7 protein-coding genes are annotated in these 13,241 nt (G+C 43.9%); 5 read left to right on the plus strand and 2 right to left on the minus strand.

What is annotated here, in order from left to right; translation table 11 throughout:
• The first annotated feature begins 15 nt into the window (after positions 1-15).
• The 5 genes from QUB64_RS20175 (at position 16) to QUB64_RS20195 (ending at position 10,201) form a co-directional block, all read left to right on the plus strand.
• Positions 16-1,308, plus strand: a complete 1,293-nt coding sequence (locus QUB64_RS20175; RefSeq protein WP_333272369.1) for a glutamyl-tRNA reductase — start codon at positions 16-18, stop codon at positions 1,306-1,308.
• Between the two features lie 419 nt (positions 1,309-1,727).
• Positions 1,728-4,730, plus strand: a complete 3,003-nt coding sequence (locus QUB64_RS20180; protein ID WP_333272371.1) for a UPF0182 family protein — start codon at positions 1,728-1,730, stop codon at positions 4,728-4,730.
• A gap of 773 nt (positions 4,731-5,503) precedes the next feature.
• Positions 5,504-8,356, plus strand: a complete 2,853-nt coding sequence (locus QUB64_RS20185) for a CHAT domain-containing protein (RefSeq protein WP_333325133.1) — start codon at positions 5,504-5,506, stop codon at positions 8,354-8,356.
• Complete coding sequence (locus QUB64_RS20190) at positions 8,353-8,820, plus strand: hypothetical protein (RefSeq protein ID WP_333272379.1); 468 nt, start codon at positions 8,353-8,355, stop codon at positions 8,818-8,820. Before QUB64_RS20185 ends, QUB64_RS20190 begins: the two co-directional genes overlap by 4 nt.
• Entirely contained in the window at positions 8,813-10,201 is a 1,389-nt protein-coding gene (locus tag QUB64_RS20195; RefSeq protein ID WP_333272381.1) for a hypothetical protein, read from the plus strand. Before QUB64_RS20190 ends, QUB64_RS20195 begins: the two co-directional genes overlap by 8 nt.
• 19 nt (positions 10,202-10,220) lie before the next feature.
• Here the strand turns inward: QUB64_RS20195 and QUB64_RS20200 are convergent, their stop codons facing one another.
• Positions 10,221-10,865 carry a hypothetical protein gene (locus tag QUB64_RS20200; RefSeq protein WP_333272383.1) on the minus strand — a complete coding sequence of 215 codons (645 nt, stop codon included), beginning with the start codon at positions 10,863-10,865 and terminating at the stop codon, positions 10,221-10,223.
• A gap of 301 nt (positions 10,866-11,166) precedes the next feature.
• Positions 11,167-13,014 carry an alpha-amylase family glycosyl hydrolase gene (locus tag QUB64_RS20205; RefSeq protein ID WP_333272386.1) on the minus strand — a complete coding sequence of 616 codons (1,848 nt, stop codon included), beginning with the start codon at positions 13,012-13,014 and terminating at the stop codon, positions 11,167-11,169.
• Between the last annotated feature and the right edge of the window lie 227 nt (positions 13,015-13,241).

The raw sequence follows: 13,241 nt of genomic DNA on the forward strand, positions 1-13,241 counted from the left end.
TGACAAATCACAAATATGAATATTGCAGTCGTAGGTCTCAGCCACAAAACAGCGCCAGTTGAAGTTCGCGAAAAACTCAGCATTCCAGAACAAAAGATTGAAGCGGCGATCGCCCAATTGCGCGGCTACCCCCACATCCAAGAAGTTGCCATCCTCAGCACTTGCAACCGCTTAGAAATTTATATTGTTACCAGCGAGTCGGAGCCTGGGGTGCGAGAGGTGATCCAGTTCCTTTCCGAATGCAGTAAACTTCCGTTGCAGTCTTTGCGCCCTCACCTGTTCATTTTGCTGCACGAAGATGCGGTAATGCACTTGATGCGAGTGTCTGCTGGCCTCGACAGTTTGGTGCTGGGAGAAGGACAAATTTTGGCTCAGGTGAAACAAACTCACAAACTCGCCCAGCAATACAAAGGTGTTGGCAGAATTTTAGAGCGCTTGTTCAAACAAGCTCTCACCGCCGGGAAGCGGGTTCGCACCGAAACTAGCATCGGTACTGGTGCGGTTTCAATTAGTTCGGCGGCGGCAGAATTGGCTCACATGAAAGGGCAGCATTTAGCAACCAGCCGGATTGCGATAATTGGTGCTGGGAAGATGTCGCGCTTGTTGGTGCAGCATTTGCTCTCGAAAGGAGCGAGCCATATTGCGATCGTCAATCGATCGATGCGGGGCGCTGAAGAATTGGCGGGATTGTTTAAAGATGCTACATTGCACTTGCATTTGCTCTCGGACATGATGCAGGTGATTGCGGATTCTGACTTGGTGTTCACCAGTACAGCCGCTACAGATCCGTTGTTAAATAAAGCTAAATTAGAAGCTGTTTTAAAACCCGATCGCCCTTTGATGTTGGTGGACATTTCTGTACCGCGCAACGTTGACTCGGATGCAAAGGAAGTCGCTAACGTCAAGTCGTTTAATGTGGACGATTTGAAAGCAGTGGTAGCTCAAAATCACGAAAGCCGCCGCAAAATGGCAATGGAAGCTGAAGGCTTGCTGGAACAGGAAGTAGAGGCTTTTGATGTCTGGTGGCGCAGTCTGGAAACTGTGCCTACTATTAGCTGTTTGCGAGATAAAATCGAATTGATTCGGGAACAAGAGTTAGAAAAAGCTTTATCGCGTCTGGGTTCGGAATTTTCGGAAAAACATCAAGATGTGATTGAATCTTTAACAAGAGGGATTGTGAATAAAATTTTGCACGATCCGATGGTGCAGTTGCGCGCTCAGCAGGATATAGAGGCGCGCCGACAAGCGATGCAGACTTTGCAAACGCTGTTTAATTTGGATGTGGATGTGAATCAGCAGTATAGTTAGTTGGTCATTAGTCATTGGTCATTAGTCATTAGTCATTGGTCATTGGTGATGTTTTGCATAATTAGGACTTATATCATGTCCGGTCGATTGAGAGCGATAAGATTAGTTCGTAGTGCGTCCTGGCGTCCGCAGCCTGAGAGCGGACGCCAGGACGCACTACGAACTTTTATTGTTATGCTAATCGACCGGACATGATATTACCCATTTGCTCATTAAGTAATGGGGTTTCTTAACTCAAATTTAGGGTTTTACTTGTTACCAGGCTCCAGCCTGGTAACGCAGATCCGGAGGCTCTGCCTCCATTTTTAGATGAGGCAGAGCCTCTGGATATCGGTTCCCAGGCAGAGCCTTGGAACCAGTTTAAATGAGTAATGACTAATGACTCTTTCCAACTAATGACTCTTCCCAACTAATGACTAATGAGTATTAAGCGAATTTCTCAACTAACTTTACTGCTTCTAGGGCTGTGGTTAGTTTTTGAATTTTCTACCCGAATTGCGGCAGAAATGCTGTGGTTTGAGGAAGTTGGATATCTTCAGGTTTTGTTGTTAAAACTGAAAACTCAAGGATTGCTGGGCGCGATCGCAATTTCTGCATCTTCCGCCTTTCTCCTGGGAAATTTAGCCCTAGCCCACCGCCTGCAAAATCCCACCGAAAACATCAAACCACCTGTTTTGTGGCAGTTAATCGCTTCAGGAAGTGGCAGAAACACGGGGAAAAATTATCAATCGCCTGCTGCTAAATCTCAAATTGGATTTCCCTGGCTGCTGTTGGCGGTACTTGGATTAAGTGCGATCGCAACTTTTACAGTAATTTACTGCGGGCTCTTAGCTACCGATAGCATCGGCGATTTTAGGATAGTTGGCGGTTTGTCTTCACCGCCAATTGAGTTTGGATTTAAGTCAATCCAGCTTGGGGTGGTGCAACTATTTGCTAACTCGTGGCAGTTGGGCTTGCTGCTGGGGATGATGTTTGCTGTAGCAATTAAGCCGGATTTGTCGCTGCGGGCGATCGCCCTCGTGCTCAGTTTGGCGATCGGGCTAATTGTCGCCAGTCGCTGGACAAAACTTTTGCAATTTTTCCACCCTAGTAACTTTAACATCACAGAGCCAATTTTTAGTCAAGATCTGAGCTTTTATGTCTTTATTTTGCCAACCTTAGAGTTGTTAAGCTTCGGGTTGACGGTTGTATCTTTGTACGGTTTAGTATCTTGCGCTTTAACCTATTTGCTGGCGGGAAACAGCCTGAGTCAAGGCATATTTTTGGGGTTTTCGCGATCGCAACAGCGGCACTTGTACGGGCTAGGCGCCGCTTTCATGGTAGCCACCGCATTCCGGTACTGGCTGGGGCGCTACGCCTTGCTGTACTCGCGTGGAGACGTTACCTACGGGGCGAATTATGCTGACGTGACAGTGCGGCTTCCTGTGTATGGATTTTTGAGTGTGGTGGCTGGGGCGATCGCGCTTTTCATGCTTTGGCCTGTTTTCCAATTAAAAATCAACAATAATAACTTTAAAAACATCATTTTAGTATTTTTAACTTTAAGTTTATCTCTAGGTTTGCTGCTGCCCAAAATTGTGCAGCAACTCGTAGTAAAACCCAACGAACTAGCGAGGGAACAGCCCTACATCCAGCGCAGCATCGCCTTTACCCAAGAAGCATTTGACCTCAAAAAAATCGAAATTAAAACTTTCGATCCAGTCGGAAAACTTACATATCAAGACTTAGAAAAAAATAAACTGACGATTAGCAACATCCGCCTCTGGGACAAGCGACCGCTGCTGCAAACCAACCGACAGTTACAGCAAATTCGACCTTATTATACATTTCCTGATGCCGATATCGATCGCTATACAGTTAAAAAAGCATCTGAACAAAAGCAAGATGTGGAAAGCCAGCAAGTAATTCTGGCGGCGCGGGAACTAGATTATGCAGCAGTTGCGCCGGAAGCTCAAACTTGGGTAAACGAACATCTGGTGTACACTCACGGTTACGGCTTTACTCTTTCTCCCGTAAACACAGTCGGCGTCGGCGGCTTACCCGATTATTTTGTCAAAGATATTGGCATTAATGCCGATGGTGGCGAAAGTCCTTTAGATGTAACTAGCGATCGCATTCGGGCCAGTATCCCGATCGGCTATCCGCGCATTTACTACGGCGAAGTCACCGATACAGACGCCATCGCACCGACAAAAGTCAAGGAATTCGACTATCCCAGTGGCGAAGACAATGTTTACAATACCTACAGCGGTAAGGGCGGAATTGCGATCGGCTCAATCTGGCGGCGCTTGCTATTTGCTAGTTATCTCAAAAATTGGCCAATCGCCCTAACCCGCAATTTTACGCCACAAACTAAGGTGCTGTACCGCCGCAATATTAACAAAAGAGTCCGGGCGATCGCTCCATTTTTGCGCTACGATTCCGACCCGTATTTAGTAGTAGCCAATGCCAATCTCAGTAAAGGTGAAATAGAAAAGAAGTTAGATAAAAGTAGCAACCAAACTAAACCGTCACCCTCCGTAAATAATAAATATCCCAACTATCTTTACTGGATAATCGATGCCTATACAGCCAGCGATCGCTACCCCTATTCAGATCCAGGAAGAAACGAATTTAACTACATCCGCAACCCCGTAAAAGTCGTCATAGACGCATACAATGGGTCTGTAGACTTCTACGTTGCCAATCCTTCCGACCCGATTATTAAAACTTGGATAGCTATCTTTCCCGGACTGTTCAAACCGCTTGACAAAATGCCTCCCGCTCTCCGCAAACATATCAGATATCCCATAGATTTGTTGAGCATTCAATCGGAACGGTTAATAACATATCACATGGAAGACCCGCAGGTATTTTACAATCGGGAGGATTTGTGGCGAGTTCCCAACGAGATTTATGGTGGCGAACAGCAGCCAGTAGCACCGTATTATTTGATTACCAAACTACCGACGGAAACATCAGAAGAGTTTATTTTGCTGCTACCATTTACGCCAGTCAGTCGCAATAACTTAATTGCTTGGATTGCAGGGCGATCGGACGACGATGATTACGGTAAATTGCTCTTGTACCAATTCCCCAAACAGCGCTCAGTTTATGGCCCGGAACAAATCGAAGCTTTAATCAATCAAGATCCGGTTATTTCCGAACAAATATCTCTCTGGAACCGGCAAGGTTCAAAAGCAATTCAAGGAAACTTATTAGTAATTCCCATTGAACAATCTTTGCTGTACGTAGAACCTCTGTATTTAGAAGCAGAACGGAATAGCTTACCAACATTAATCAGAGTAATTGTCGCCTACGAAAACCGCATCGTCATGGCCGAAACTCTCGAAGCCGCACTTAAGGCACTTTTCCCCAAAAAATCTCCCAACAAACCCGCAATTGTGATACCTGTAAAAGGAACAGCCCCAGCTTTGAATTGATAATGTAGAACCCATTTGAGATATATTCTGCGTAAATCTCAGAAACCGGGTTTCTCTCGGTATTTCTCGTCATCCAACCCAAAAACTCGTAGAAACCCGGTTTCTTGCCCCGGGCGTAAATCTCAGAAACCGGGTTTCTCTCGGTATTTCTCGTCACCAAACCCAAAAACTCAAAGTATTATCAACCCAAGTATTTGTAGGGTGCGTCGCCATCGAAAATATCTATAAAAAAACGAAAAACCTCATAGCGACGCACCTTAAACATAGGGCGAATATAAAGAAATTAGGACTTACCAAAAGAAACCGGGTTTCTCTGAAAAATCTTAGTATTTGTAGGTGCGTCGCCCTCGAAAACATCTCAAAAAAGAACAACAATTTCAGAGCGACGCACCTTAAAAATAGGGCTAATAAGCTGTTGGGCATTTAAAAGACGATAGTAGGGTGCGTCAGTACATAAAGCGTTTCTCTTGTCCAGTCAGTGTTCACTCCTGACGCACCCTACAAGCTTACAACATAGCGCTAATATGAAGTAAGTCCTTACCCAAAGAAACCGGGTTTCTCTGAAAAATCTTAGTTTCTCAACTAGAAATATACGAAGAAACCCGGTTTCTGGCCTCGGCGTGCGTGAGTTGTGCAAGTATTAGGTTTGTTTCCACAAGCCCTTGAATAGCGCAGGTGCGTCGCTCTGAAATTATCGTATCGCATTCAAAAATCCCCTATACCAACACACCCTACAGCTATAATAAAAACATTGTCACCCCACAACCTCGTCAATGTTTGACAAAATCTGGCAATTCCTCAAACAATTATTTCAGCGAATCTTCCCAAAAAATCGCCCTTCAACGGAGATTGAGCCGCCTCAAACGCCTCACCAGCCACCAACTCTGACGGATGCGGAATTTGAGGCGAAGTTGATGGAACTCCTGGAAGGGGTAAATGCCGGCTGGGGGAGTGGCGATGTTAAGGGATTTTTACTCGCAAAACGCCTCAGAGATACTGAATTGGCTGACTGGTTGCGACGGTTTGGGAAAAGACGGTTAGCAATTGATGGAGAAACAACTGAGGAGGGCGGGTACGCGGCATCGCTTCGGGAATTGGCGCGGCGGCTGGAGTTGTTGGGGGGAATTTGCGGCGGAGAATTGGGAGAGGCGGCGGGGAATGTTGGTAGGGAGATATTGGTTAAGTTTCGGATATCTCCGGTTGGGGAGGGTGAGGGAGAAGGGGAAGTTGATGGGGAGGCTGAGGTTTGGTATAAGCGAGGGATAGAACAATATGAATTAGGTGATTTTGAAAGTAGTCTTGCTTGGTTCAAAAAAGCATTGGAAATCAAACCAGATTATGCCGAAGCCTGGAACGGTTGGGGCATTGTACTCTATAAGTTGGGAAGGTTTGAAGAGGCGATCACATCCTACGACAAAGCTTTAGCAATTAAAGCAGATTTTTACAAAGCCTGGTACAATCGGGGCATTGTACTGATTGATTCAAGAAATTTAGAAGAGGCGATCACATCCTACGACAAAGCCTTAGAAATTAAACCAGATTTACACGAAGCCTGGATTAGTCGAAGTATTGCCTCCAGTAATGCCTCTATATATAACCACTTTATTTATGAAATGTTGCAGTTCAAATTCCCTGCTTCTCCACCAGTAACTCGCACCATTTCAAATCCCAACCTAAATAAACGCGGCTATGAAGGGCAAATACTCACATTAGAAGCAGGCTTGCAGTATTGCCAAGAAAAAACCCATCCCGAAGGCTATGGAAAACTGCATCAAGCACTAGGAAATGCTCACTACAATCGAGGCAAACTAAATTATCCTTACACCTATTGGAATCAAGCCACTACCAGCTACAAAGCAGCACTCAAAACCTTAACTAAAGAAGCTTTCCTGCAATTGCATCTAAAAGTCTTGCAGGATTTAATCAAAACCTTAGTCGGCTTAAAGGAACTTGAAGAAGCGAATAAACTGCGACGAGACGCAACAGATTTATTACATCGCTTACTGACAGATAAAAACTATTCCCAACTCAGCGAAGAAAAACTCGCCGACAAATTGGTTAGGTTTGAACAATTAACCGTAAATATTTTGATTCAGTCTGGCAAATTAACCGAAGCCTTAGAAACCGCAGAACAAGATAAAAATGTCTGCCTGTCTTGGCTGCTAAACGCCTTACCAATCCCCGATTACCAAGAAGAAACAGAAGCAACAGTCACTCACCCTCAAATTCAGCAACTTCTCAATCCCACAACCTGCGCCATTTACTGGCATCTCAGCGATGCAGCATTAACAACATTCATCATCAAATCCGATGGCTTGCTGTCGCCAGAAGACTGTTATAGCAAATCCCCAGATGAATTTGAAGCATGGGTGAAAGAATGGAACCAACAATATGCCGATTATCAAGAAAAATCCAAGGAACCAGCCAACAAACAAAACCATCCTTGGCGCGCGGGAATGCCCAGTAATTTTGCACGCCTCAAAGATATTTTGCAGATTGCAAACATCGAACAGCAATTACAATCAAGCGGCATTACCAACTTAATTCTGATTCCTCACCGCGACTTGCACCGCTTCCCGATTCATGCTTTATTTAGCAGTGAGTTTGTAATTACCTATTTGCCTAGCGCTCAATTTGGACTGAATTTAAAACATCGGTTGAACTCCGAAATTTCTCGCTTATCTCCAAGTTCCGATCCCCCTAAATCCCCCTTAAGAAGGGGGACTTTGAGTGCGCCGATTTCCCCCGACACAACAGAGACTTTGAACACTCCAGTCTCTCCCCCCGAAACAAGAGAGACTTTGAACACTCTTGTCCCCCCCTTCTTAAGGGGGGCTAGGGGGGATCAGACACATGATACAAACGATAAAAACTCTATCCTCAGTATCGAAAATCCCGACAGTATAATCATTGATGAAAACGGCAAACGAAAAGAATTGCTTCCTTTACCTGCCGCCGAGATAGAATCCGAAATCATTTGCCGAATGTTTGCCAACTCTACCCGACGCGGAGAAAATGCAGCTACCCTCGATGAAGTCACAAAAATATTGCCACAGCCGCACCACATTTTTCACTTTACGGGACACGGTAGCTATAATTTTGACAATCCTCAACAATCAACTTTATACTTAAGCGATACTCACCGACTCACAGTCAAAGAAATCATCCAACTCAACCTCAGTAACTACAAATTAATCTGCCTTTCCGCCTGCGAAACGGCTGTCACAGACAAGCAAACAATTCTCGCGGAATATGTAGGATTAATCAGCGGTTTCATGCGGGCGGGAGTTGGCTGTGTCGTCAGTACCCTGTGGCCAGTCGAATCCGGGGCGAGTACGTTATTAATGATAGACTTTTACCGACGCTGGCAAGAAGGCGGCGATGAGTTGCCCGTCGCTTTAGCAAATTCTCAAAAATGGCTGCAATCAGCCACAGGCGAAGATTTAGCCGCTTGGTGTCAGCGGGAAATTGACAAGATTTCCGAAAACAGCAGCGAACTTTCTGAAGTTGAAGTTAGCTTGCGCCGATTCTTTAAAAGCAATCGGCAAAACTTGGCTAAAATGGAATTAGATCGACCTTATCAGCATCCGTATTACTGGGCAGCTTTCACTCTAACTGGATTATGATGAAAAACAATAATGACGATATTTTTACAGCTTTTATTGGCGCGGTACTCCAACAAACAGAACCGCTACCCGCAGCAGTTCAATCAGAGTTTAATAAAATTGATGAAACTTTCACAATTATCGATATCGAAAGACTTGCCGAATTGCATCCCCCTCTGCTAGCTGCTTATGAAGATACTCATAATTGGTTGATGAATCATAGCAATGAACGTAGCAAAGGATTAGATGTTTTGCCGGATAGCGAGTTTGAAAAAGAAAACACTACTAACCCCGAAAGTGATAACGCCGCCAGCGATATCAGCGATTTAACAAATTTGCCAAAAATCATCAATCAAATCGATACTAAAGTTAAGCCGCGAGGGTTAAGACAATTTCTCGGACAAATCTTGCAAGCTGGGGATTCAGTGCAAGCAAGTCGGGATACAATTTTATCGTCAATCGCAAACAATTTCGCCCATGACTAACGAAAATTTGCTGATTTACCCTACAGTAGATTTATTTGTCTACGATTTAGCCGACGGTATCGGGCAAACTGAGGACAAAATCAGCCAAAACCGCCAGCAATTTTGGCAAAAAATCTATGGCGAAAAACTCTCGCAGCCCCAACAAACACAAATCGAACAAGCTGAAACCGAAATCGGTGATTATATCGATTTACTACTCGGTGACCAAAAAGTAGCACCATTTGAATCTCCCCTCGATGGCTATGCTTATCCTGTCAAATTCGGCGATACTTATGCGGTGCAGTTTGACTTATCCGGCAAAATAGAACCCGACACCGACAAGAAATTTGCAGCCAAAGAAATCGACTGTTTGGAATGGCTGAAAGAAACAATTCTCTCGCGCTTGACTCAACCTGCTACTATCGGTAAAAGTTGGCTAGTTTGGGGTGAATTGACTGCTAATGACCAAGATGCTTTAGAAACAGCCAAAAATTGCTACAACAAACTTAAGTTAGTCCCAAATGCTAAATGGGATAGAGATTTAAAAGCATCCGGGCAATTCTTAGGAGCAAATTTTTATGAATTGTGGCTACCTCCGGGAGATAGAGGCAATATCAGCCAAAATTATCATGTATTAATTTGCTTGTTTCCTAACAGTGGCGAGGCATCAATTGCTACTACCAGTCAAACAATGACTAAACTTTATCCGCAGTTCCTCCAATTATTTAGATACCGCAATAAGGTGATTTGGGCTTATCAACAAAGCCGCCAACTTAAATCTGACCTCAAGGATGCTTCGCGGAAGATTCAAGAGATTGTCAGCCAACTGCCAGAACAAGTCAATGCTGCTAAAGTTGACCTCAAACAATTACAGCAAAATTTGGTTAATTGCTTGACAATTTTCTCGATTTATGCTAACTATATTAGTCGATTGGAAGAACAAGAAAATACGATTAAAACTAATCTCAACAACTATAATAAACGGCTAGAAACCATAGCCGAAAGAATGGGAAACAATCAAAACGAGTTAAAGTTTTTGGCGAGTTTCAGCGATTTTGCTGAGGAAAAGTATGTGACACAGGTTGAGGCGGATAATAGAAGTTTGAGTGCGGGATTGCGGTTGTTGGAAAATGCCATAGAAACTGTGGAGGGGATTATCGAGATTGAGAGGGCTAAGGGCGATCGCACTTTAAACTTTACCATTGGTACAGTGGGCGTAGGAATTGCGACTAGCGGAGTCGCCGCCAGCATCTACGCCAGCCAAATCAAAAGCCCCGCTAGCCCGCAAAATCCCATGTCGGCCCATCAAGTTCTGGTGTTGAGTCTGTTTCTGGGAATTTTAGGAGGTTTAGTCAGTGCGGGTTTATTAAAATTGCTTGACAGAAAGCCCGGAGGGAAATGAACAATTCTGAGGATTTCTGTTAGTTAGCAGGCTTGACATCTTCCCACCAAACCTGGACATAAGGCCACATTAATTTCTCGTCATCTAGTTTTACTGTCACTTCATAACGGTCAATCTGAGTGAGTTCGCCTGTTTTACCATTGAATTGCAATTGTTTGGGATCGTCAGTGTGAATTTCTACCTTGTGATTCAACAGCGGTAGCATTTGCTTTGAAGAACCATGAAACGGATTTTTGCCTCTGAGCACATAGCCACCAATGAAAGATATGTACATTAAAGTTAGGAAAAATACTGTACACAAACTCACAATCAACAGTGTTTTTGGTTGTGAAAAATTGGTATAAACGCTCGCAACTCCTACTATCATTGTTCCGCAAAACAACAGACTCGGCAGCAAGAGTCCATCTCCCAGAAACTCGCTACAAAAAAGCATCAGGGGTATCTGAAAACCAAATAATGCAGCTACCCAAATCCACCCAGTCAGCAAGGATTCAGATAGTAGCCAATTCATTGCTACCGTCAGGCAGAGCGCAATTCCTATCGCCCAAATTGGTGCTATATAATTGTACTGTCTGAAGGGAAGAACCACAAAAAAAAATGTAGCATAAACAAAACCCGCAACAGCTAAGACAAGTCCACTAATTATTTCGTTCCAGTTCAGCATTTTTAAATTAGGCGCAAATAGTGAAATCTTAATTAATATTATGTCCAATCGAACAATTGTCCGGACAATTTTTCAGCGCGAACGGTATAATAAGGGTTCCAGCTTCCTCACAGGCTGAAATCTTAACGGTAAAATGACCGTTTCAGCCACCACCCCAAAAAACTGTCCGGATTATTGCTCGAATAACCGCTATACAATAGGTTGGATCGTTGTTCGGACTTCAGTCCTCTTATTTTTGATGCGGACTGAAGTCCTCACTACAAACCTCATAAATGATAAAATTTAATAACTCAGAAATATCTTAACTTTTAACTTTCACTTGCTCGTAAATTACAAATCCAGCCTCCGGTACAGTCAGCGAAATACATTTTCTCTGTATGTCCTCAACCTGAATTATACTGTTAATTTGCACGCTGTCCGTGGAGTAAATGCACTTAAAACTGTCCCCAACTTGGTGTAAATTGTAGTCGATATTTACCCAAACTGTCAGCGATCGCTCGTAATTGGTATTAATTGCCAAAACCATCTCATCTTTGTCCAACAAACGCGACCAAGGCACCACGGATCGAATCTCGTTTCCCACCATTTGTGGCAAACCAAAATCTTTACCATTACCCGAAATTGGTCGCAAATATTGCCGTCCCCGGCGCAAAGTGATTTTTTGCTGGCGGATTTCCAGAATTTTTGCTAATTCTCGATAAACCGGATTGTCTTCATTAAAAAAGTGCCTGTCTCGACTTTCAAAAGAGCCAAATTTGCCACCAAACATGGTCTCTCTAATGTAGCGGTCGCTATCTCCCGCGCCATTAAAACACTGTTCTGTACCGTAATAAATGCAAGGAATTCCCAAAGTCGTCGCATTCAGAGCTAAAGCGTTTAATACTACCTTTTCACCGTTTTCACTGGCACAAAAACGCGCTTTGTGGTTGCCTTTTTCTACCATGTCGTGGTCGTCAAACATCGTGACCACTTTATTCTTAAACCAAACGTGAGATTCTTTTTGCAGCAGCAGAGAGTTGCGGAACAAAGAAAAATAAAGATTGGGATCGCGATATCCTTTTACCATGTAGGCGAGGCGATCGGGGATTTCGCTAATTCCTAAAGCCGCATTCAAACCAGTCACTTCTAATGTATAAAATGCTTGTTGGCGCCCTCCGGTAATCTCGCCGATCAAGTAAAAATTTTCCTTACCAATTAACTGAGCAAATTCGTGGATAATTTCCGCAAATAACCGAGTTGCACCCAAATCCACGTGCTTGACTGTATCAACTCGAAATCCATCGATATCTGCATAAGCCATCCAAAACTTGTAAGCTTCGCACAGATTTACTAGCGCCTCAGAAGGTTGGTAAAAATCAGTGCTTCCTTCACCTGTATGGATATCTTTGAGATCGAAAAAATCTCCTTCTACATACTCAGGGTAATTATCCCAATTCCTGATGTAACCTTTTTTGTTATAACTGGATGGCTCTTGAAATTCGGCCGGCCAAATTGCTCCGTCTGGGAAAGCTTCGGGATATTTTGCTAAATCGATCGCCCTAAAAGGAATAGTCGGTTTGCCTTCTTTGTCGTTAAATCCTTTCACTGCATAGGGCCCGGGCCAAAAAGTGTTGTCAGCATCGTAAGTAAATACATCCCCAACATGGTTGAGAATGATATCTAGAATCACGTAGATGCCGTTTTGGTGGGCGGTTTCCACGAGTTCTTTCAAATCTTCGCGACTCCCGAAATGACGATCGACATCCAGGAAATTTTGAATGCCGTAACCGTGATAGCTTTCTTGAAAAGCAACTTGTTTAAAAATCGGGCTTACCCACAGCGCTGTCACGCCCAAGCGTTTCAAGTAGCCAATTTTACTTGTCAGTCCTTTGAGAGTTCCTCCCAGCCATTGGACGCCAGCTTCCCGCCACTGCTGCGCCTCTTCTGGGGTTTTAATCGCATTCCCGCTATCTGAGGGGGTAAACATCGGAGTAGTCCCGCTGGTGACGACTTTTCCCCGATCGTCCTTATAACCGTTTTCTGTGCCGTCTGAGAAGCGATCGAGCATTAAAAAATACAGCACTTGGTCTTCCCAAGCCACAGGAGAAGGAAAAAATTTGCGATCGCGCAAAGATGTAAAATCTAATTCCCCTAATGTTTTTTCGCTCATTTTTATATGCTCCCAATCTGCGAATAGTTTGCAGTCAACCTGGTTGGCAATTTCAGATTAAGGCTATCACAGACTTTTGCTACTTGCTGTCGAGGGTTATACCATTTTAGATTTCGGATTTGAGATTTTCGATGTGGATGACTTATGGTATCAGGGTTTGGAGCTTCTAAGCCAGTTGCATTCTTTTTTGAAACGGGTGTTAGAGTCATTATTGAAGGTAGAATGCA

It is taken from the genome of Microcoleus sp. Aus8_D2 (genome assembly GCF_036702665.1).
Classification (GTDB): domain Bacteria; phylum Cyanobacteriota; class Cyanobacteriia; order Cyanobacteriales; family Microcoleaceae; genus Microcoleus.

Excerpts from the sequence above, each read along its gene's own strand:
- QUB64_RS20190 (WP_333272379.1), top strand. The coding sequence starts at position 8,353 with ATGATGAAAAACAATAATGACGATATTTTTACAGCTTTTATTGGCGCG.
- QUB64_RS20180 (WP_333272371.1), top strand. The coding sequence starts at position 1,728 with ATGAGTATTAAGCGAATTTCTCAACTAACTTTACTGCTTCTAGGGCTG.
- QUB64_RS20200 (WP_333272383.1), bottom strand. The coding sequence starts at position 10,865 with ATGCTGAACTGGAACGAAATAATTAGTGGACTTGTCTTAGCTGTTGCG.
- QUB64_RS20195 (WP_333272381.1), top strand. The coding sequence starts at position 8,813 with ATGACTAACGAAAATTTGCTGATTTACCCTACAGTAGATTTATTTGTC.
- QUB64_RS20175 (WP_333272369.1), top strand. The coding sequence starts at position 16 with ATGAATATTGCAGTCGTAGGTCTCAGCCACAAAACAGCGCCAGTTGAA.
- QUB64_RS20185 (WP_333325133.1), top strand. The coding sequence starts at position 5,504 with ATGTTTGACAAAATCTGGCAATTCCTCAAACAATTATTTCAGCGAATC.
- QUB64_RS20205 (WP_333272386.1), bottom strand. The coding sequence starts at position 13,014 with ATGAGCGAAAAAACATTAGGGGAATTAGATTTTACATCTTTGCGCGAT.